This window comes from Erysipelothrix urinaevulpis (assembly GCF_009828835.1).
Lineage (GTDB): Bacteria > Bacillota_I > Bacilli_A > Erysipelotrichales > Erysipelotrichaceae > Erysipelothrix > Erysipelothrix urinaevulpis.
The window spans coordinates 255,782-278,555 of sequence record NZ_WTTB01000001.1; the positions used below are offsets into that span (position 1 = coordinate 255,782).

19 protein-coding genes are annotated in these 22,774 nt (G+C 35.3%); 15 read left to right on the forward strand and 4 right to left on the reverse strand.

The features are described 5' to 3' along the window. The first annotated feature begins 2 nt into the window (after positions 1 to 2). Together GVV10_RS01370 and GVV10_RS01375 are read left to right on the forward strand one after the other, a co-directional pair. Positions 3 to 305, forward strand: a complete 303-nt coding sequence (locus tag GVV10_RS01370) for a PTS sugar transporter subunit IIB (protein ID WP_159518764.1) — start codon at positions 3 to 5, stop codon at positions 303 to 305. After that, on the forward strand, positions 298 to 1,917 hold the full coding sequence (locus tag GVV10_RS01375) for an alpha,alpha-phosphotrehalase (RefSeq protein WP_159518766.1): 1,620 nt from the start codon (positions 298 to 300) through the stop codon (positions 1,915 to 1,917). The genes GVV10_RS01370 and GVV10_RS01375 overlap by 8 nt, the downstream gene beginning before the upstream one ends. A 44-nt stretch (positions 1,918 to 1,961) precedes the next feature. Here the strand turns inward: GVV10_RS01375 and GVV10_RS01380 are convergent, their stop codons facing one another. Further along, positions 1,962 to 2,270, reverse strand: coding sequence for a monooxygenase (locus GVV10_RS01380; protein WP_159518768.1), 309 nt, complete (start codon positions 2,268 to 2,270; stop codon positions 1,962 to 1,964). Positions 2,271 to 2,503: 233 nt separating this feature from the next. Between GVV10_RS01380 and GVV10_RS01385 the strand changes: the two genes are divergently transcribed. From GVV10_RS01385 to GVV10_RS01395, 3 genes are all read left to right on the forward strand, one after another. Then, positions 2,504 to 3,868 (forward strand): citrate transporter, encoded by a 1,365-nt coding sequence (locus tag GVV10_RS01385; protein ID WP_159518770.1) that lies wholly within the window; start codon positions 2,504 to 2,506, stop codon positions 3,866 to 3,868. 34 nt (positions 3,869 to 3,902) lie between these two features. Further along, the gene (locus GVV10_RS01390; RefSeq protein ID WP_159518772.1) at positions 3,903 to 5,129 is read left to right on the forward strand and encodes an amidohydrolase family protein; all 1,227 of its coding nucleotides are present in this window, start codon (positions 3,903 to 3,905) and stop codon (positions 5,127 to 5,129) included. Between the two features lie 61 nt (positions 5,130 to 5,190). Beyond that, the gene (locus GVV10_RS01395; protein ID WP_159518774.1) at positions 5,191 to 5,646 is read left to right on the forward strand and encodes a nucleoside deaminase; all 456 of its coding nucleotides are present in this window, start codon (positions 5,191 to 5,193) and stop codon (positions 5,644 to 5,646) included. A gap of 17 nt (positions 5,647 to 5,663) precedes the next feature. On the opposite strand, the gene GVV10_RS01400 is transcribed toward GVV10_RS01395, so the two are convergent. Together GVV10_RS01400 and GVV10_RS01405 are read right to left on the reverse strand one after the other, a co-directional pair. After that, positions 5,664 to 7,274 carry a PucR family transcriptional regulator gene (locus GVV10_RS01400; protein ID WP_159518776.1) on the reverse strand — a complete coding sequence of 537 codons (1,611 nt, stop codon included), beginning with the start codon at positions 7,272 to 7,274 and terminating at the stop codon, positions 5,664 to 5,666. Further along, entirely contained in the window at positions 7,271 to 8,035 is a 765-nt protein-coding gene (locus tag GVV10_RS01405; RefSeq protein ID WP_159518778.1) for an alpha/beta hydrolase, read from the reverse strand. Before GVV10_RS01405 ends, GVV10_RS01400 begins: the two co-directional genes overlap by 4 nt. 182 nt (positions 8,036 to 8,217) lie before the next feature. Here GVV10_RS01405 and fdrA point away from each other — a divergent pair, with 182 nt between their 5' ends. The 4 genes from fdrA to arcC are packed head-to-tail and all read left to right on the forward strand — an operon-like array spanning position 8,218 to position 12,918. After that, positions 8,218 to 9,942, forward strand: coding sequence for an acyl-CoA synthetase FdrA (gene fdrA, locus GVV10_RS01410; RefSeq protein ID WP_159518780.1), 1,725 nt, complete (start codon positions 8,218 to 8,220; stop codon positions 9,940 to 9,942). Between the two features lies 1 nt (position 9,943). Continuing rightward, positions 9,944 to 11,200: a YlbE family protein gene (locus GVV10_RS01415; protein ID WP_159518782.1), complete on the forward strand. Its 1,257-nt coding sequence runs from the start codon at positions 9,944 to 9,946 to the stop codon at positions 11,198 to 11,200. Between the two features lie 3 nt (positions 11,201 to 11,203). After that, positions 11,204 to 11,995, forward strand: a complete 792-nt coding sequence (locus GVV10_RS01420) for a DUF2877 domain-containing protein (protein ID WP_159518784.1) — start codon at positions 11,204 to 11,206, stop codon at positions 11,993 to 11,995. Beyond that, positions 11,992 to 12,918: a carbamate kinase gene (gene arcC / locus GVV10_RS01425; protein ID WP_159518786.1), complete on the forward strand. Its 927-nt coding sequence runs from the start codon at positions 11,992 to 11,994 to the stop codon at positions 12,916 to 12,918. The genes GVV10_RS01420 and arcC overlap by 4 nt, the downstream gene beginning before the upstream one ends. Positions 12,919 to 12,959: 41 nt before the next feature. On the opposite strand, the gene GVV10_RS01430 is transcribed toward arcC, so the two are convergent. Beyond that, positions 12,960 to 14,540, reverse strand: a complete 1,581-nt coding sequence (locus tag GVV10_RS01430; protein ID WP_159518789.1) for a PucR family transcriptional regulator — start codon at positions 14,538 to 14,540, stop codon at positions 12,960 to 12,962. Between the two features lie 147 nt (positions 14,541 to 14,687). Here GVV10_RS01430 and GVV10_RS01435 point away from each other — a divergent pair, with 147 nt between their 5' ends. The 6 genes from GVV10_RS01435 to GVV10_RS01460 all read left to right on the forward strand — a co-directional run bounded on the left by GVV10_RS01435 (position 14,688) and on the right by GVV10_RS01460 (position 22,762). Continuing rightward, entirely contained in the window at positions 14,688 to 15,731 is a 1,044-nt protein-coding gene (locus tag GVV10_RS01435; protein ID WP_159518791.1) for an acetamidase/formamidase family protein, read from the forward strand. Between the two features lie 813 nt (positions 15,732 to 16,544). After that, the gene (gene pepF, locus GVV10_RS01440; protein WP_159518793.1) at positions 16,545 to 18,359 is read left to right on the forward strand and encodes an oligoendopeptidase F; all 1,815 of its coding nucleotides are present in this window, start codon (positions 16,545 to 16,547) and stop codon (positions 18,357 to 18,359) included. Positions 18,360 to 18,468: 109 nt separating this feature from the next. Further along, complete coding sequence (galE, locus tag GVV10_RS01445; RefSeq protein ID WP_159518795.1) at positions 18,469 to 19,476, forward strand: UDP-glucose 4-epimerase GalE; 1,008 nt, start codon at positions 18,469 to 18,471, stop codon at positions 19,474 to 19,476. Further along, complete coding sequence (locus GVV10_RS01450; RefSeq protein WP_159518797.1) at positions 19,463 to 20,047, forward strand: carbohydrate-binding family 9-like protein; 585 nt, start codon at positions 19,463 to 19,465, stop codon at positions 20,045 to 20,047. The genes galE and GVV10_RS01450 overlap by 14 nt, the downstream gene beginning before the upstream one ends. A 188-nt stretch (positions 20,048 to 20,235) precedes the next feature. Then, entirely contained in the window at positions 20,236 to 21,276 is a 1,041-nt protein-coding gene (locus GVV10_RS01455) for an ABC transporter substrate-binding protein (protein WP_159518799.1), read from the forward strand. A 67-nt stretch (positions 21,277 to 21,343) separates the two neighbouring features. Continuing rightward, positions 21,344 to 22,762 carry a sulfatase-like hydrolase/transferase gene (locus GVV10_RS01460; protein ID WP_159518801.1) on the forward strand — a complete coding sequence of 473 codons (1,419 nt, stop codon included), beginning with the start codon at positions 21,344 to 21,346 and terminating at the stop codon, positions 22,760 to 22,762. Positions 22,763 to 22,774 lie beyond the last annotated feature (12 nt).

Sequence of the window (22,774 nt, forward strand, 5' to 3'; positions counted from 1 at the left end):
CAATGAAGATTACTTTAGTATGTGCTGGTGGTATGTCAACAAGTATTCTTGTCCAAACCATGGTTTCATCAGCAAATAAACAAGCACTCAAATGTGAAATTCAAGCAGTCGCAATTAGTCGAGCAAAACAAGAAGCATCTGATTCAGATGTTATCTTGTGCGCTCCACAAGTTAAATTTCAAGAAGCGATGTTAAAAGAACAACTCCCTCATGTCACCATTGCAACAATATCTATGATTGATTATGGCATGATGGATGGGGAAAGTGTTTTAAAACAGGCAGTCTCGTTGGTGGAAAATGCTTAGAACAAAAGAAAATACTGTAATCTATCAAATTTATCCGAAGTCTTTTCAAGATTCAAATGGTGATGGTATTGGTGATTTACGAGGAATTATTAATCGTTTAGATTATATTCAATCGTTAGGGGTTGATATGATCTGGATTACACCGTTTTTCACCTCACCGATGAATGATAATGGTTATGATGTTGCTGATTATCGAGCAATCAATCCATTGTTTGGGACTATGGATGATTTTGATGAGTTAGTGGACCAAGCCAAAAAAAGAAATTTAGACATCATGTTAGATATGGTATTTAACCATACATCAACTGAACATAAATGGTTTAAAAAAGCGTTAACAGGTGATCCTGAATACATGGATTACTACATTTTTAAAGATAAACCTACAAATTGGATTTCTAAATTTGGTGGGAATGCTTGGGAATATGTCGAACACTTAGATAAATATTATCTTCACTTATTTGATGTAACGCAAGCAGATTTAAATTGGGATAATCCTAAAGTAAGACAAGAATTATATGATGTCCTTAATTTTTGGATTGCTAAAGGTGTTAAAGGCTTTAGAATGGATGTTATTAACTTAATCTCAAAGCCTGAGATTTATGAAGATGATTTGGTTGGAGATGGTCGTCGCTTTTATACGGATGGTCCTAATATACACCAGTACCTTCAAGAGATGAATGACCATACATTTGGTCGACATGATGATATTCTAACAGTTGGAGAAATGTCATCAACAAATATTGAAGATTGTTCACTATACTCTGGTGAAAAGAGTAATGAATTATCAATGGTCTTTAGTTTCCACCACTTAAAAGTGGATTATCGTGATGGTCAAAAATGGGAACTAGCAGACTTTGAACCCAAAAAATTGTTTGATCTTTGGAGATTGTGGCAAACAGAGCTTTCAGAAAAGGGTGGTTGGAATGCGTTATTTTTAAATAATCACGATCAACCACGATCAGTGAGCCGTTTTGGTAACAAAGAATATCATCAAGAATCAGCAAGTCTTCTAGCAACCGCAACATTTTTAATGCAAGGAACTCCTTTTATTTATCAAGGTGAAGAACTAGGTATACCAAATACTGAATATGATAACTTGGATAGGTACAAAGATGTGGAAGCCATTAATTATATCAAAGAACATCAATCAAACCTTGGGAATGATGAATGTTTAAAAGTATTGAATGAACGGTCAAGAGACAATGGAAGAACTCCGATGCCTTGGAACCTTGAAGATAACTATGGCTTTAGTTCGACAAAGCCTTGGCTAGACTTTAGTTTGGCAGAAGAATTAATTCCAGCAAGTGAGCAAATGAATCGCCCTTCGATTTTAACCTATTATCAAGCATTAATTGCACTCAGAAAAGCTAACCGAGCTTTCCAAACAGGTACAATCCGATTTATTGATTCTGATCATGAACATCTCTTTAATTATATTCGAGAAGATAATAATGAACACTACCTTGTTCTTAATAACTTTTCAAATAATAACTATACGTATCCTCTCACCACAGAAATTAAAAAAGTATTATTTAGCAATCAAGAGGTAGAGTATAATAAAGATGTTATCGAAATTAAACCTTATCAAGCAATTGTACTTCAACTTATATAAAAAAACCTTCAATCAAATCAATTTGATTGGAGGTTTTAATATTACTAGACTTTGTAAGGTCCTGAGTTAATGTCGCTTAATGTTTCGTTGATTTCAAAAATATGGGTTTCAAAGTTTTTGAATCCTAGTGACTTTAATCGGTTGAGATGCATATCTGCATAGTTTTGTGCGTTTTCTTTGGTATCGAATAGGTAGATTCCTCCAGCAAGTTTTTCGTCTGGATTTTCTGTCCAAAGTTTCCATATAAAACCAGGTTCATGGTTGATGCTTTCAGCTCTATCTTTACCTAAAGGTACATAATCTTCACCAAACGGACCTTCTTTATCAAAATGCATTTGTAATATAACGGGCATTCTAACACTTCCTTTCATATAATTTTAGTATAACTGACAAAATGAAATTAATAAACTGTTTATTTTTAACAAGCAACATTGCCTATACAAAAAAATACCGTTGTGCACTTCGTACAATATTTCGATAATTTAGTACATTATGGTAGATTACGGCATGATATGTGATACCATGGAATCATAGGAAGCGCTCCCATATAGTTAAATGTACATTAGAAAGAGGAGGAATTATTGTTATGAAGTATTTCAAACGAATACTCTTTGTTAGTTTTCTATCAGTGATTTTACTGCAAGTCTCAACGCTTGGGGTTTCAGCACTGGATATGAATGAAATTACAGCGCCATCAGGGGCCTTAGATTCATTCTTATCACTTGTTCCATTGATTGTGGTATTGGTATTGCTGTTCTTAAAGGTTGATATGATTTTAGCTGGTTTCATTGCTGCAGTATTAGCAATGCTTATTGGTAATGTTGATCTTGCAACATTGAATGGTGATTTGATGACTGCGATTCCGCAAATGTTATCAAACACAGTACCAATCTTAAACTCTGCAATAGCGATGGCAGTGTTTAGTGCAGGAAGTTACTCTGCTTCACTTGAATTAGTAAAACGAGGCATCAAGGGGAAAGTTGAATATGTCTCTGCGTTTATCGTAATTCTTGTTGCAGCAGCAACATATATGTCAGGTATTGGTGGTGGAAGTGCGATGGTTATTGCACCCTTAGCGTTCGCAGCTGTGGGAGCAACGCCTGAATTAATTGCGGCGATGTCGTTAGCGGTTGCTGTATCATTCACAACTTCACCAGCATCACTTGAAACAAGTATGGTGGCTCAACTTGGGAATATTGATCCAAGTGTTTATGTCACAACCATGCGTCCATTCTGGGCAGGATTTGTTATTCTAGCGGTCTTACTTGCATTCTTTGGTGCAAAGAAACGTAAGTTAACCTTTAAAGAAGATCCAGATAATCGATTTGCTTCGATGTCATCAAAAGAACTTGCGAAATTTACAGTTCCTGCTGTCTTCTTGTTATTCTCAGTTATTGCTGGTCCTGTCGTTAATAAGGCAATTGGATTTGGTTTATTTGTTCCAGTTGTAAATATGATTGGAACCCTTGCATTAATCATACTTTGTACAGATGTTACAGTTGATAAGACCTTTAAGTCATTGGTTGATGGATCAACCTATATCTTAAAAGCATTGTTCCAAGTTGGTATTTTCTTAGGATTTATTTACGTAATTGCTCGAACAGGGGCATTCTCGGTTATCGCTAACTTAGCACAAAGTGCTCCAACATTCTTGGTTGTTCCAACAGCTATTCTTGCTGGTTTCGCAATTGGTGTTCCAGCGGGTGCTTATGTTGGTTCCATTCTCGCACTTGTCCTACCGGTTGGAATCGCACTTGGGTTCTCCCCACTTGCAATTGGATTGGTAACGATGGCAACGGGACTTGGAAGTCAGTTATGTGTTGTTAATATCACAATGCAAGCTTTATCATCAGGGTTCAAAGTTGATATCATTGATGTTGTGAAAGGTAACTTGAAGTGGATTCTATCTGCTGTTGGTATCTTAATTTTATTATCATTTATCGTTCTTTAAGAAATAAAAATAGAAAAGGAGATTTTAAAATATTATGGATTTATTATTTAAAAATGTTCGACTATCAAAAGAAGACAATCTCGTTGATGTAGCTGTAGAAAATGGTGTTATTACAAAAATAGCGTCAGGAATTACAGGAGATGCTAAAGAAGTCATTGAAGGAGAAGGACGTGTACTAATCCCAGGATTGGTCGAAAGTCATATTCACCTTGATAAAGCGTTAATTGCTGATCGTAAGCCAAACAAATCAGGAACGTTACAAGAAGCTTTATCAGTGACTGCATCGTTAAAACCTACATTTACATCTGAAGATATTTATGATCGTGCAACTCGTGTATTAAAAGAAATGATTATCCCAAATGGTGTAACTTACATGAGAACTCATGCTGAATTTGACCCAGAGCAAGGCTTCACAGGATTTGAAGAAATCATGAAAATCAAAGAAGAATTTAAAGACTTTATTGATATTCAAGTTGTTGCTTTCCCTCAAGAAGGAATCCATAAAGCGCCTGGTACTGATAAGATGATGTACGAAGCAATGGATAAGGGTGCTGATTTAGTAGGGGCAGTTCCATACAATGATTTAGATGCCAATGATCACATTGATTTTGTTTTTGAAGTTGCGAAAAAATATGATGTAGATATTGATTTACATCAAGATTTCGCAGACAATGCTGATAAGATTTCAATTGAATATCTTGCAAAGAAAACAATTGAAGAAGGTTACCATGGTCGTGTATCTGTGGGACACTTGACAGCTATAGCAGACTTAGAACCTGAAGAATTAGATCGTATTATCAAATTAATGGCAGAAGCTGACATTAGTGTCATGGCTCTTCCACAAACTGACCTTCACCTAGGAGGTCGAAAAGATACTTATAATGTTCGTCGTACATTAACACCAATCCGTAAGTTAAGAGATGGTGGTGTGAATGTCTGTATCGCGACAAATAATATCCGAAATCCATTTACTCCTTATGGTAATGGGGATATTTTCCAAACAGCTATGCTTGCAATTCCAGTCGCACACTTAGGTGGAGCGGATGACTTGCATACAGTTTTACCAATGATTACCACAAATCCAGCTCGTGCAATTGGTTTAGAAGGTTACGGCATTGAAGAAGGAAATAAAGCAACAATGATTTTACTTGATACAAAATCATATGAAAATGCCATCATCGACTTACCAACAAAATTAATGGTTGTGAAAGATGGTAACGTTACAGTCAGAAACTCCAGAACTACTGAAGTGAATTATTAAGGTATAATAAAAGGTGTTGGCATAAGTCAACACCTTGTTTTTAAAAAGAGGAGGGATTCTATTGGAAAAATTTTTACATCGTGCCATTGATTTGGCGATAGAAAATGTTGAAAATGGCGGCACACCGTATGGCGCAGTTCTTGTGAAAGATGGCATCATAATTGGTGAAGGTGTCAATACGTTACATCAAGCCTATGATGTATCTGGCCATGCCGAAATGATTGCAATCAGAGAAGGCCAACAAAAATTACAAACGAATGATTTATCAGGGTGTATAATCTATGCAAGTGGTCATCCTTGTCCAATGTGCTTAGGTGCTATTGGCATTACTCAAATTAAACATGTATACTTTGCCAATACTGTTGAAGAAGGTGCAGAGGTTGGGCTGACGATTTCAGGCCAAATTTATGATTATCTTAAAGGACAAAAAGACAGATTAGATTTGAAAATTGAACATATCCCAATTCCAGTGGATGATGTGGATCCAATGAAATTATATGCAAAAAAAAGCCGTTAATGCGATAACGGCTTTTTCTATGCAGATTCATACAGTTCCAAAGCAATGCGCAATGATAAGGTAGTTTCTGAATCGTTTAAATCGACTCCCAGTATATCTTCTGCTTTTTTAATACGATAAATAATGGTGTTTCGATGCAGATACAATTCGTCGGCTGTAGAACTGATTTCACATTGGTTGTCTAAATATGCTTTCAAGGTTCTTCTCAACTCGTTATTAAACTCATTGTTTTCAAACGCTAAGTCTTTAAGATGCATCTCAATAAAATATTGAACAGATTTACGGTCAGTGTTATGCAAGAGGGTATAAATACCTTTTGGTTTGAAGTGGTTGATTGTATGGTCATTGGCATATTTTATAGCTTCTAATGCTTCAAAATAAGAGTTTTTAATATCGTATGAGTGAGCAACTTCTGTACCAATTCCAAAATGCACATCAATAGCGAAGTCTTGCTTTAATGATTGAATTGAATTGTATAGGATGTTCTCATAATTAGGAACATTGTACTGCATTAAGATGATTGTTTTATTATTTTCATCATCAAAGAACGCTAAACTGTGTTTTAGGTGAATTAATGTCGATTCCACAATCCATGAATAGAGTGCATAAGCATACTCACTTTTTTCATTTTGAGACAAAACATCAATTTTTGTATCACAAATAATGACACGATAACTATTGGAATTAATTAAACCATAGTTTAAACCTTGTTCAATCAGACTGTGGACGATCGTGGCGCTTTGGTTTTGTTCACTAATAATTCGTTTAAAATAATTGTATTGCATTTGAACCATGGTTTCTTCGACTTTTTGGTTTTTGTAAATGATGTAAGTTAAAACAGTGATACTTTGTTCAATGGCGAAATCAGAGAGTGGATAACTTAAATTGTTATCATGACTAACGATTAAATAGTAAGGAAATTTTTTACTGATCGAAACATTGAAAATATTGATAAACGTATGGTGACCTTGGTTATCACGGATTTCTAAGTTTTTGATCGTGGAGTCAGGTGCACTACGAGTGATAGCATTTCTAATTGAAGACATAGTATTGTCTGTCAATGTTAAGCGTTCAGAGAGGGTTGAAGATGCACCAGATAAGGTTAGGAAAGGATTCATTAAGAAAACTGGTGTTTCAATAATTTGGCTTAGTTCCTCTAAAATTTCATTGATGTTTGCATTGTTGATGACAAGGTTAGAATAAAATTTTTGAATGTCCAATGCGTATAAAATTTGTTGGTTATTCTTATCAAGAATAAAATCAAAAAGAGTATGTGCTGTATAACCAAGTGTTGTTCCATCAGGTATTTCAACAAGTGCGAAATTATGTTCATCAGCGTACTCGATAACGCGTGGATCCAGTGTTTTTAAAAAACGAGATGTTTTAATCCCTAACCCGGCGACATTAACGCTAATTAAAGAATCAATGAAAGGAATTAATTTCATTTGGTCATCTTTAAAAATCATAGCGGTTGTTAGCATAAAGGCATAAGGCGAAGTATATTTTGAAACATCGGGTGCCTCAGTCAGATCCACAGTATCCACTTTTCGTTGGAGTGTGGATGGTTTTGTGAGGGGTTTGAGGTATTGAAACATTTTCTGTTCTAAGATTGCTTGAATTGTGATCATTGGTTTTCCTCCTTGAGTGTTGTTAAGAAGTCATTGAGCTTTACAACTATTTCATCTATTATATCAAGATTGTGATCGATAGCATGTTGTTTTTGGGTAAATGTTAGAAACTCAGAGTTTATAAAGTAATCTTTGAGCTCTAAAGCGCAACGGTATGGGACATCAGGATCAAACATGCTGTGAATGATGAAACTAGGCATATTACGATCCCAAAGAATATCATGGGTTTTTATTTGAATGGTATCAGGCCAAATACCCATCTTTCTAAGAGAATAGTAATAACTATAAAAATCATCGATTGATCGTGAGTATTGGATTTGTTTACTGGTATTTGTGGTCTCTACAAGTGTTTTGTTGATGGGATAATCAAGGTTTCGAATTGCTTGATGCATCCAACTAAGATCTAAGGACGCATAGGTGTAAAAAAGCAAGAGTGATTGTGGCTCTAAGAGTAAGTTTTGTGGATTAATACTTAGCATTGCGTTTCCACCAGAAGAACGACCAAGAAGAGAATAAGAATCGACAGAATAAGACTGAAGAGCTTGGTTAATCATTGATTCTATTTCTTCAAGAATGATGTCGACGTGGACTTGGGGGGCTAAGGGGTAATTTAAACCTAGGATTTTGTAGTCGTTTTCAATAAATAATGCTTGAAGTTCTTGGGGAAGGTCATTTGCACTCCCCATCACATATCCTCCGCCGTGAATGTACAGAATTGTTTTTTCTGCCTTAGGATTACCAATAAGTATGATGTTTTCCATTGAATACCCTCTTTTCTTATGTATAGTTTACCATTTTGAGAATATATGTGCAACATGCACAACAATGACAATAAATTGTACTCTATGACCGATGACTTGCTCAGGTTAATGCGTTAAAATATAGATGTAAGATGGTATTGATATAAGTTATAAATACACATAAACAAAGAAAAGGAGATCGTATGTATAGAACAATAATTATGAAAAACAGTTATAAGGATTCAATCGTCCTCATGCTGTTAACAAACGAAATTTCTGCACTAGAGGGTGTTAAAAAGATTTCTGTAATGATGGCAACGGATGCCAATAAGAGTATTTTTGAAGGAAGCGGTATGCTGACGCCAGAGGTTGAACAGGCCAGTGCCAATGATATCGCAATTGTTGCGGACGTTGAAAGTGATGAAATTGAAGAACTGATGATGGAAAAAATTGAAGAGTTTTTAAACCAATCTGACAGTTCATCAGATTCTGGAAGTCAAACAACCGTTGAAACTTGGAATCAAGCAATGAAAGCCAAGCCTGATGCAAATTTGGCAGTGATTTCAGTTCCGGGAATTTATGCAGCACATGAAGCGCATAAAGCATTGGATAATGATTTAAATGTCTTTATGTTCAGTGACAATGTGTCACTTGAAGATGAAGCTATCTTAAAGCACAAAGCATTGAATAAGAATCTTATGGTGATGGGTCCAGATAGTGGAACAGGAATTATCAAAGGACTTCCAGTTGCGTTCACAAATAAAGTTGCGAATGGTTCAATTGGACTTGTGGGGGCATCCGGGACAGGGATTCAAGAAATTACGACATTGGTTCACAAAATGGGGAAAGGGATTTCCAGTGCATTAGGAACGGGTGGTCGTGATTTACATGATGAAATTGGTGGGGTGACAATGCTTCAATCCATCAAAGCATTAAAAGATGATGAAAATACAAATGTTATTGTTGTCTTATCAAAACCTAGTTCAAAGAAAGTACAAGATAAAATTAATGATTATATCAATACATTAGATAAACCGGTGGTTACGCTATTTTTAGGTGAAAAACCTGTCGAGCATAGTCCAAACATTTATCGTGCTTATACATTAGCAGAAGCAGCTCGAGCAGCTGTGATGTTTGACAACAACCAAAATCCAATTAAAGATTTAAAACAGGGTGTTGCGAAAGATGTTGATGCAAAACAAACAAACAAAGTTATCAAAGCTTATTACTCGGGTGGAACGTTAGCGTCTGAGGCGTCGATGTTAATTAGTAAAGCGGTGGGTATTCCTGAAACTGCGAAAGATATTGAAGGTGTCAATGGTTTTGATGTAATTGACTTGGGTGATGATCAATATACTCAAGGTAAACCACATCCAATGATTGATCCTGGTATACGAATTGATTATCTCAAAAATGCTGCAAAGTCAGAGGACTTGGGTGTTGTTTTATTTGATGTTGTCATTGGTTATGGTTCTCACGATGATATGGCTACAGCCTTAGCGCCAGCTATTGTTGATGTCATGAATCAAAAGCCTGATGTATCCTTTGTTGCAAGTGTTTGTGGTACGAATTTAGACAAACAAGGCTATGATAATCAGGTTCAAATACTTGAAGATTTAGGCGTTATTGTTTGCGAGTCAAATCAAGAAGCAGTCTTAACAGCATTAGAAATTATTGGTAAACCATTAACGTTAGAATCATTACCACTGAATGAAAAAGAAACAACCTCATCTTTTGATGATGAAATCTATCAATCAAACATTCTAGATAATGAACCTAAAGTTATTAATGTTGGTTTAGAAGGGTTTTACCAAAATATTCTTGATGCTCAAGGTGATGCAATACAATATACATGGAAACCAGTTGCTGGTGGAAATTTAGAACTTATCCAAGCATTACAATTCTTAGATAATGTAAAGGAGATATAAGATGAAATTTGAAACTATAGATTCAGCAAACATTGCTGTTGTTGATCGTATTAAAAAAACAATGCCAATATTGAAAGATGTCCGTTACGCAAAAGATTTGATTCCAGAAATGAAAGATCATGTCTTATTGCATGCGGGTCCACCAATTAAATACGAAAATATGAGTGCACCAATGCAAGGTTCTTGTGTAGGGGCGATCTTATTTGAAGGTTGGGCTGATGATGAAGCGGCCGCATTTAAAATGTTAGAAGACGGAGAAATTACATTTATTCCTTGTCATGATGTGAATGCTGTAGGACCAATGGGAGGAATTACCTCACCGAATATGCCAATGTTAGTTGTAGAAGAAACAACGTTTGGTACTGTCGCATATTGTCAAATGAATGAAGGAATTGGTGCGGTGTTACGATTTGGTGCTTATTCGCAAGAAGTTGTTGACCGCTTGACATGGATGTCTGAAAAATTAGGACCAACCTTGAGTTTGGCTTTACAAGAAATCGAAGGCGGTCTTTCAATTAATCCAATGATGGCTAAATCAATCGCAATGGGTGATGAATTTCATCAACGAAATATTGCGGCTTCACTTGTATTCTTAAAAGAAGTTGCCCCCATTATCACAAGTCTTGATATTGATGCAAATGATAAAAATGATGTCATGCAATTTTTAGCTGACACGGATCAATTTTTCCTAAACATTGCAATGGCGGCGTCAAAAGCTGTCATGGATAGTGCTCGTCAAATTGAATCTGGAACGATTGTTACTGCTATGGCAAGAAATGGTGAAAATTTCGGAATAAAAATTGCGGGTATGGGCGATGAATGGTTTACAGCACCTGTTAATACGCCACAAGGTCTATACTTCACAGGTTACTCTGGTGATGATGCCAACCCAGATATGGGGGATAGTGCGATTACTGAAACCTACGGTGTAGGTGGAATGTCAATGATTGCTGCACCAGCTGTTACACGCTTTGTTGGGACAGGCGGCTTTGATGATGCCCTAAGAATTTCCAACACAATGCAAGAAATATGTATCGATAATAATCCTAATTTCATAATACCGACATGGGATTTTAAAGGTACACCGCTTGGGATTGATGCAAGACGTGTTGTAGAGACAGGAATTGTACCAATTATAAATACAGGGATTGCTCACAAAATTGCTGGAATGGGACAAATTGGAGCCGGAACAGTTGAAGCACCCTTAGCGTGCTTTGAAAAAGCAATTCTTGCATACGCAAAAAAATTAGGTCATTAAGTTATGTTAGTAAGGGTCGATATTATTCCAAAAAATATTATCCCTTATCTTTCCGGTGATGTCCCCATTAAATTTCATAGTGAATTCAAACATGGGTTTAATTTAAAAGTCGAAGACCAAATTATATATATCGGTGGAAGGCGGGGATCAACATCAATTTATGTCGATCCTCATCTTCTAAAACGAGTTATATTAAAAAACACAATCCCTAATGTAATCATTGCAGATAAAGTTATTCATCTTAAAGAATGGGGTCTGATGATTGATTTTAAGCATGCTCAAATTGAGGACTATCAGGTCAAGCCATTGGGTCTAAGCTCTCAAAAACAAACCGTGATTAAAGATATCATCGTTGAAAAAAATTATCCAACAGGATTTGATGTGTCAACCAATGTTTTAGTGGAACAACTCAGTCAACACTATTCAACATCTTCTGATCATTTTCTTAACTTTGTGATTGGAAGAGGCAAAGGTTTAACACCTTCAGGTGATGATGTCATCATAGGAATGCTATTTTTGCATGCAATGACCCCTTACTTGGATATAGAATTCTTCAAGGTTCTCAATGAATTGTTAGCGCAAAATAAAACAAACGAAATTAGTCAGTCGTTTATTAGAGAAGCGATTGAAGGAAGATTTTACCAAGTCCTTCTTGATATTTATAAAGCCAATGATGATCGAGAAATAATCGAAAAAAGAATTACGAAAATGTTAGCGTTTGGATCCTCGTCTGGTAAAGATACCTTAGCAGGAATTTTATTAGGATTGATGATTTTAGAGAAGGAGAATGTATGAAAAAAAGAATTGTAATCGCACTTGGTGGAAACGCCTTAGGTGAAACGAATACAGAACAAATAGAAGCGATTAACCATGCTTCACAACACATAATGAATCTTGTGAAATTAGGCAATGAGGTCATTGTTGTGCATGGAAATGGTCCACAAGTTGGAAAAATTCAACTTGCATTTGAACAAGGACAAACAATTGATGATCATTTAGAAGTTATGCCTTTACCTGAAAGTATCGCGATGTCACAAGGGTATATTGGTTACCACTTGCAAAATAGTTTGAATCGATTAGCACGTCACGAAGGACTTGACAAAGATGTTATCACAGTCTTGACCCAAGTTGAAGTGGATGAACATGATCCAAGTTTCGCTAACCCAAGCAAACCAATTGGTGCTTTCTATACAGAAAATGATATCAAAGCAAAAGGATACCAACATTATGTTGAAGATTCAGGTCGTGGCTTTCGTCAAGTTGTTGCTTCGCCATTACCAAAGAAAATCGTTGAAGTGAATGCAATTAAACAAAATGTTGAGTACGGAAATATTGTTATATGTGCAGGTGGTGGTGGAATTCCTGTTGTCGATAAAGATAACATGTATATCGCAATGGATGCGGTCATTGATAAAGATGCCGCGGCATCCTTACTTGCACTTCAAACAGATGCTGACATGTTGATTATTCTTACTGCAGTGGATAAGGTGGCATTAAATTATAATACACCAGATGAACTGTGGTTAAGTGAAATAAATTTAAATGACGTTAACCAGTATGTGAAAGAAGGTCATTTTGCACCTGGCTCAATGCTTCCAAAAGTTGAAGCAGCACAGCGCTTTGTAAAACTGTCAAATAACGGTGAAGCCATTATCACCTCCTTAGATAAAGCCGCTGAAGCGATTGAAGGAAAAACAGGAACCAGAATTGTGAAATAGATCTTAAAAAAACTGAACAAATTGTTCAGTTTTTTTAATTGTTATAGAATGATATTGCTTTTCTCTAAGTCATACGCTCTAAATCCCATCTGTAAATTCATCACAACCTCGGGTAACTCTAAATTAAGATTAAAGTCTTCAACAAGCTTTTTTATGCGATATCTAACTGTTTTAGGATGAATGTAAAGGGTTCGAGCTGTCAGGCTATAATTCTGATTTTGTTCCAAAAAGACAATTAAAGTCTCCAAGTATTCTTTGTTAAAGGCTTCAATATCAAAGATTACCTGAGGAATAATTTCCAGTAAATTATAATTTCCTTGCAATTTTATAAAAAGTTTGTAGATACCTAGATTATCAAAAAATATAATGGATTCATTTGATTTTAAGAGTTGTGAAATTTTGATAACTTGTAAGGATTGGATTGATTTGAGGTGTATATTACGAATATCGGCTTTGTCACTCACCCCAACCTTCAATAAAATAGATTGTTGATCAAGTATTTTAATGACATCTTCAATCTGAGGTTTTAGAAGTTCTTTGAATTGTCGATCAGAGTCAGAAGCGTCATCAACCAGCAGTGTAATTCGATTAGAATATTGTCGAAAGAAAAACTGTGGCCAAATGGACTCGAGTTTTTGTATGGTTAAGTCTAAAGCTGACTTGAAACGAACTGGATCAGAAATCAACCAAGAATTTTGTGCATCTAAAAAACCAATGGTAATGATTCGATATCGAAGTGTTTCCTTTAGGCCTAAGAGATGGGCGTTGTTGACTAAATCTTCATAGCTAGAATGCTTTCCGTTCAAGAGGTTATCAAAGACTTCATTCATCCGTTTGACTGCAGAACTTTCTAAGGCGATACGTTTCAATGCCTCAAAACGGATAGCATTAGCAATCTTTTCTAAGATTAAAGTGTCAGCGTATCGGAGTATTTTATTGTCGAGGACAATTAATTGATAATAATCTTGTTCAACAACTGGTATTCGCATCCAGATGCCATCGATTGCCGTTAAGTCGTCAAATTTCAAGGACGCATTAAACAATGTAATCGTATTTTTAACACTAATTAACTGTTGTTTCAGCGTTAGCTCGCTGACGTTGTGATAGGGAGAAGTCGTAGCTAGAACTTCATTGTTACCGCTAAGAAGTACGCTATCGAATCCGCAATCATTTTTTAATAATGTCAATATTTCTAAAAAGTCTAAGTGTGTCCGACTGTAATTTTGTAAAAAAGATTCGGCTTTAGAAACACGAGTGTAAACAGCTTGTTTATATTCATTCAGTTCATTTAAAATATCTGAAAAAATATCTTTTTTTGTTGATTCAACAACGATGAGTGAAATGCCATCATCATAAAAATCGCTAATCCACTCATGTTCAACGGAATCCACAATCAAAACCAAAGCTGTAATTCCTCTATTTTTTATGTTCAAGCGGACATGATTGATACGCGAACTCATAGCGGAAGCCATTAAAACAGGAAGTTGTTTCTCGTGAATAGTATCGTATTTTAATGAAAAAGGAACCAACTCATTGTACACTTTATGATGAATTGATTCATGCAAAAAGAACTGCGCATTCTTGAATGAATTAAACAACGATATATCGGTTATTATGAACATTGCACTACCACTTCTTTCTTATACCTAAATTATACCAATTATTGCCGTTTTCAGCAATATTAATCAACATGTTTATCCGAAGTGGATAATGTTAGTCGCTTAATGCTAGGTTATAATAGAATTAGATAGCGATAGTGGGAGGTTATTATGGAAAAAGTACATACACTAAAAGCAGCAATTGATACTGTTAAGTGGGGCTTCTATGATAACTCATGGGATCCTGTATTACATATTAATTCAGGCGATTATGTTGACATAGAAGCGCTTAATCACCAATCGGGGGATGCAACCGATTATCTTTTCGATGATGTGATTAAAGAAATTTACGATTATAACGAAGGTAGAAATATGGGTGATCATTTAGTCACAGGCCCGATTTATGTTGAAAATGCAGAGCCAGGCGATGTGATTGAAATGAAAGTTATTGATATGCAACCACGGATGAATTATGGATCCAATGTTTTAGCGAACTGGGGTAATTTATCAAATTACTTTGGTCATAAAGAAACTGTCTTCATTTATGAAGTCGATCCAGAAACACAAACAACGTATCCGATTTTTAAATATTTATATCCAAGACCCATTAATGCACCTGGACTTATTGTTGATGAAAATGAAATAACAAGAATTCCAATCAAGGAAAAACTAGCAATTCCATTAAATCTGCATTTTGGTGTAGCTGGAGTTCTATCAAAAGATTCTGGAAAAATTCATTCATTACACCCCAAAAACTTTGGTGGGAATGTTGATAATAAGAATTTTGTGAAAGGAACATCCATGTTTTTTAAAGTGCAGGTTCCAGGAGCTGGTGTTTATGTTGGAGATTCACACTTTGCTCAAGGAGATGGTGAATTAAGTGGAACAGCCATTGAGGGCAGTATTAATGGACGAATTCAACTTATTTTGCATAAAGATAAAAAGATATTTAAGAACCAAATCTTAGATTCAGGTACTCATTGGGAAACTCATGGATATGGCTACCGACTTGATGGAGCAATCCAAGAAGCAGCCATCGAAGCGGTTAATTTTTTAGCACATCGTTATAATATTTCAAAAGAGTTAGCCTATTCAACGTTGAGTGTTAAAGGAGATTTTCATGTAACACAAGTAGCAAATGGAGTAAATGGTGTTCATTGTCGAATCTTGAAAGAGTCATTTAAACATTTAGAAGCATCAAGCGAATCAATTTAATTATTAAAGACGGTATTTAAAGTGAACTTCAAAAGGTTCACTTTTTTAAAGTGTACATTAACAAGAAATCGTAAGATACTGATGTACAAAAAAAGAAGTCAAAGACACTCTTTTAAAGGAGTGACGTGTTGAGAGACTTGAATATGGATCGTCAGACAACTCAAAATCAAACAAAAAGGATTAACTTTTGTGCAATACAGAAATCAATCCTTACTAAATACATCTTAAATAAACTCTTCAACTATATGGAATCACTTCTTTAATCCTTTTTTAATATATCTGATTATGACAGTTGTCATGAAAAGGATAAAGGAATAAACAATTGCTATTAAAATTTCATCATATTTTTTAGATTCAAGCCACCTAATTATTTCATTCATAGAGAGGGTGCTAACTAAAACAACATATGCCCCAAGCAACCAAAGTTTTATTGTACTCCTATGCTTACTCTGCATACTTTTCGACCTCTCCTAGTGCTAACAAAATCGTTAAACAAAATGCACTAATGACTTTAATTTTTTTTCTCATTTTTATTCCCCCCTCGGCTTTAGAAGCATAGTCTACGTAACATACAACAAAAAACAAGTCAAAGATTGTTCGATGAGCTTTCATTATCTGTTGCTAAGGATTAAATTCAAAAGCAAGTGTAGGACCGAGAATGATCGTTACTTTAAGACAAAAGTTAGTGCAAAGATAAAATCATTTTTCTTTTATCTTAACTACTTTGCATTCTAAAATCCTAATCATTTGCTCTGACACATTAAGATCTTCTTTTTTCTATGAATAATGTATAATAAGTAAAAGGAGACTACTATGACACAGAAAATTAACGATAGAAATGAAGTCAATCTAAAAGATACATGGGATTTAGGAAGTTTATTTGAAAATGATGCGGATTTTAAAAAAACATTAATTGAACTGGAAGAGAATGCTAATACGTTTGCGAAACAGTATAAAGGCGAACTTAAAAATTCGCAAATTATTAATGAAGCATTGGCTGATTATAAAATTATTTTGCAAAAAATGACAGCTGTTGGTACATATCAATCCTTACATTTGAATACAAACCAACAAGATGACGTGAATCTAAACCGTTCTGGAGAATATCAAATTGCTGCCAGTAATCTAAATAATATTTTAGGTTTTTTTGAAACAGAATTAATGACGGTGGAAGATATTGTTTTAACAAAAGCTGCCAGTGAAAATAAAGAGAATCAAAAGTATATTGAAAAAAAGATTAAAGAAAAAAAACATGCGTTAAGTCCAGAGGTTAATCAAGCCATTACAGCATTGGGATCTGTTTTGGGAGCACCTTACTCAATGTATAATCGTAGTAAACTAGCAGACATTGATTTTCCTAATTTTGAGGTGAATGGAGAGTCTTATCCAATGTCGTTTGTATCTTATGAAAACGAATTCGAGTATGAGGATAATGACGAGATTCGTCGAGAGGCATTTAATCACTTTCATAAGGAACTGGGTAAGTATCAAAATACATTTGCAGCCATTTATCAAAATCAAGTAACGAAAGAGAAAGTAATGGCAGACTTAAAAGGATTTGATTCTGTCTTTGACTATTTATTATTCGATCAAGAAGTGAGTGTCGAATTGTATGATCGTCAGATTGATCTGATAATGGAACACTTAGCACCCCATATGAGAAAGTATGCAAAATTGTTACAACGAATTCATGGCATAGAAACAATGACCTATGCTGATTTGAAGCTGAGTGTTGATCCCGACTTTGAACCGACCATCTCAATTGAAGCATCAAAGCAATATTTACTAGATGGTTTAAGCGTTCTTGGTGATGATTATCTAGAAATGGTTAATCAAGCATTTGATGATCGATGGATTGACTTCCCTCAAAACATTGGTAAATCTACGGGAGCATTTTGCAGTAGTCCATATGGAAACCATCCGTATATTCTCATTAATTGGACTAAGAGAATGAGAGAGGTTTTTGTCTTAGCTCATGAAGTTGGTCATGCGGGTCATTTCTATTTGGCAGGGAAACATCAAAATATCTTGAATGTGAGACCATCTTTATACTTTATTGAAGCGCCATCCACAATGAATGAGCTCTTAATGGCGAACCATTTAAAGAGTACAAGTCATGATGATCGTTTTAAACGATGGGTCTTATCTAGCATAATTAGTCGTACTTATTACCATAATTTTGTCACTCATCTACTTGAAGCAGCTTTCCAAAGAGAAGTGTATCGTTTAGTGGATCAAGGTCAAGCGATTTCCACAACAGTATTAAATACACTTAAGAAGGATGTTATTCAAGAGTTTTGGGGTGATGAGATTGTAATTAACGATGAAGCTAAACTAACATGGATGCGTCAACCTCATTATTATATGGGATTATATCCTTATACTTATAGTGCAGGTTTAACGATTGCGACCCAAGCGAGTCAAAAGGTTATCAATCATGAAATAGAGATTGAGCAATGGATCGATGTTTTAAAAGCAGGCGGAACTAAAACACCTCTCGATTTAGCGAAGATGGTTGATGTTGATTTGGAAACAGAACAACCCCTCTTAGAAACGATTAATTTTATTGGTCAAATGATTGATGAGATTATTGAATTAACAGATAAGATCGAAGGCACCTCAAATTAAGGTGTCTTTTTTTATTATATTTGACAATCCTTATGATAAATTGTGATGTTTGTAAAAGGAGATTGAAAATGTTTATCGACGTGCTACTATTTAATCAGGAGGACAAACTATGAAATTATTATTAACAGGTGGGGCTGGTTATATTGGGACCCATACAATTATTGAATTATTAGAACAAGGTCATGATGTTGTGGTTGTGGATAACTTATCCAATGCATCAAGTGTTGCTTTGGAAAGGGTTGAAGAAATTGTTGGATGTTCAATTCCTTTTTACCAAGTTGATATTACTGATAAGGTAAAACTAAGTGAAGTTTTTTCTAAAGAAAAGGTGGATGGTGTGATTCATTTTGCAGGATTAAAAGCTGTGGGTGAATCAGTTGAAAAACCAATTGAGTACTATAAAAATAACGTTGCAGGAACCATCACATTACTCGAAGTGATGAAAGAGCATGAAGTGAAAAACATTGTGTTTAGTTCATCAGCTACAGTTTATGGTGCACCAGAAGTCGTGCCAATCCCTGAAGATGCTAAACTTAGTACCACAAATCCCTATGGAGCATCTAAATTAATTGTTGAAGGAATCCTAAAAGATGTACACTTATCAGATCCAACATGGAGTGTTGTGATTTTAAGATATTTTAATCCAATTGGAGCTCATAAGTCAGGGCGAATTGGTGAGGATCCAAATGGTATTCCAAATAATCTAATTCCTTACATTACTCAAGTTGCAGTAGGAAAACTCAAAGAACTCGCAGTCTTTGGAAATGACTACGATACAGAAGATGGAACAGGAGTTCGTGATTATATCCATGTTGTTGATTTGGCTAAGGGTCATGTTGCCTCATTAAAACAATTCAACACAGGTCAAGAATATATTTATAACTTAGGAACAGGGCAAGGTTACTCAGTTCTTGATATCGTTGATGCTTTTTCTAAAGTGGTTGAATTTGATATACCCTACAAAATTCAAGAACGTCGTCCTGGAGACATTTCAACATGTTTTGCAGACGCAAGCAAAGCCTTCAATGAGTTAGGCTGGAAAGCAGAGTATAGCCTAAAAGATATGAGTGAAGATTCATGGCGTTGGCAGAAAGGTAATCCTCATGGATACCAATAAGATAAGCCGCATCCGTTCATACAATGAACTCGAAGATGTGAAACCATTAAAATTAAATCATGTCCTATGGAATAGCATTAAATCAGTCGATACAACATTAAAACTTGCGTTTGATGACAATTACCTCTATCTTGAAATGCGTGCACATGAACAAGAACCTCTAACACGTTATTATAAGGATCAAGACCCGGTCTATAAAGACAGTGCAATGGAGTTTTTCTTAAGTTTTGATCAGAAATCTTACTTTAACTTTGAGTTTAATCGTACTGGGGCTCTTTTGGCTCAATATGGAACAACAGAAGAACGAATTAAAATTAGTTCAACAAACCTAAAAAGAATCCGTCGTTCGATTGTATTAGATAAAACTTTTTGGAGTGTCCGATTGGATATTCCTTGGCTTGTTCTTGCCAATCATGAAACGATCGATATCACAAAACCATTGTGGTTTAATGCTTATAAAATTTCAGAAACAGAAGAGAATTTACATTTCCAAAGTCTTTTCATGATTGAGAGTGAAAAACCCAATTTTCATAGACCAGACTGTTTTGAGTCTAGAATGCTTGACCGCTAATAAACAATAAAAAAAGTCAAAATATTGCAAAAAACCTCAAAAACACAAAAAAACAGACAAAATATTGATAGTTTAAGAGCAAATGTATCAATATAACATCATAATTATCATAAAATTGAAATAAATCAAATAAAATATAAAGATACAATGATGGTGTGAAAGGGGTTACACCCGCATAGGAGGAAGCAATGAGAAAATATAAGACATTCGGAATAGCACTTCTAGTACTCGTGCTATTAACAGCATGTGGCACCAAAAAGAAAGATAATGGTGGCGATGCAAATAATGATGGCAAAGATTTACCAGTACTACGTGTAGCGATGATGCCATTCATCAATAGTTTGCCAACTGAATACATTATAGAAAATGGCCTTGATGTTAAGAACGGTTTCAAAATTGAAAGTACAATGTTCTCAACAGGAGCACCCATGAATGAAGCTGTAGCAGCAGATCTCTGGGATGTTGGTTCAATGGGAGCAGCAGCAGTTACAGGTGTTGCGAACTATGACATGATGATTATTGGTGAAGTTTTAGAATCACTTGATGGTCAAGGGATTTTTGCTAAACCAGATCATCCAGCAGCAAAAGTAAAAGGAATGAATCCATCATTCCCTAATGTATACGGAGACAAAGATTCTGTAAAAGGGTCAACGATTCTCTTACCAATCGGAACAGCACAACACTTTACAGTTCTAAAATGGTTAGAAAAAATCGGATTGAAACAAGAAGATGTCAACATCGTTAACATGGAAACTGTCCAAGCATATCAAGCGTTGAAAGCAGATCAAGCAGACATGGCATCATTAAACGTACCAACATTCTTTGATGCAGTGAATGATGAGATGGTTCAACTTGGAAACTTAGCTGATTTAGGAACACGTTATGTTGATATGATTGTCGCTAACCCTAAAGCAGTCGAAGGTAAAGAAGAAATTATTCAAAAGTATATTAATTTAGTCATGGAAGCGAATGCTGAAATTAATAAAGATAAAGAAAAAGCAGCAGACTTAATGATGGAGTTCTTAAAGAAAAATGGTGTAGAACAAAGTCGTGAGAGTGTTGTTGGTGACTTAGAACGTGTTAATTTCTTTGAAAAAGATGATTGGAAAGATCGAGAACTTGGCTTATTTGCTAAAGAACTTGGAGAATTCTATATCGGACAAGGACAAATTGATGCGAGCTTAATGGAAAAATTTGAAACAGCAATTGATCCTAAGTTTACAAAATAAAAGTTAATGTAAGAACAAAAAACAGCAAAGACTGTTTTTTGTTCTATACGTGAAAGGAAATAAGAAAATGAAACAACCTAATATTATTTTTATCCTAGCGGATGACCTTGGACCTTGGGCTTTGGGAACAAGTGGCAATGAGGATATCATAACGCCAAATATTGATCAACTTGCAGAAGAAGGAATCAAGTTTGATGATTTTTTCTGTGCTTCGCCTGTTTGTTCACCGGCAAGAGCTTCATTGATGACTGGTAAAATACCAAGTCAGCATGGTGTTCATGATTGGGTTCAAGATGGTGAAGGACTTGAAGAAATTGAATACCTTGAAGGACAAGTTGCTTATACTGATATTTTAACTCAACATGGATATCGTTGTGGATTATCGGGAAAATGGCATTTAGGGAAAAGTTCAAAAGTTCAAAAAAGCTTTGATCACTTCTTTGCTCACAAATCAGGTTCAGGTCCCTATTACAATGCACCATTCTACCGAAATGGTAAATTTGAAATAGCTGAAGGTTATGTGACGGATGTGATTACAGATGATGCGATTCACTTTATCAACGAAACACATACCATGGATAAGCCATTCTATCTTTCAGTTGCTTATACTGCACCTCATTCACCTTGGATCAACAACCATCCCCAAGAATACCTAGATTTATACAAAGACTGTGCATTTAAGAGTATTCCTGATGATCAACGTCATCCCGATGCTATTTATTTAACGGACATGGTAGAGGAAGATTTACATGGAAACTTGAGTGGCTACTTTGCTGCAACAACAGCCATGGACACCAATATTGGTAAAATTATCGATACCTTGAATGATTTAGGGATTAAAAAAGACACTTTAATTATCTTTTCAAGTGATAATGGTTTTAGTTGTGGACAACATGGGTATTGGGGAAAAGGAAATGGAACCTATCCCATCAATATGTACGATGAATCTGTAAAAGTTCCATTCATTGTAAGTCATGAAGGGTATACTCCGAAAGGACTTGTTTCAAAAGAACTTTTATCTGCGTATGATTTTTTTCCAACAATTTTAGACTATGTTGGGATTGATTATGAGCTTGATAACAGTTATCCTGGTAAAAGTTTTGCCTCCAGTTTAAGAACTGGTTCATCAACAAAACGGGATTATGTCTTTGATGAGTATGGTCCTAACCGCATGATTCGAAGTGAAGACTATAAATATATTAAACGATATCCTGTTGGGCCTGATGAATTATATAATTTAAACGAGGATCCAAAGGAGTATAATAATTTAATAAAAGAGTATAAAGATATGTATCATGAGGTTGCGAATGTGCTAAGATTTGATTTAGAACGTTGGTTCTTTAAATATGTGAACCCTGAAATTGATGGTGCCAAAGAAGCAGTCTATGGTTCAGGACAAGTCAACAAAGCTGGCCTTTGGTCAAAAGGAAAAGTAAGCCATGCAGATGCGGACTTCGTCATAAGAGAAGAACACAAAAGCCAATAGGCGAAAGGATAA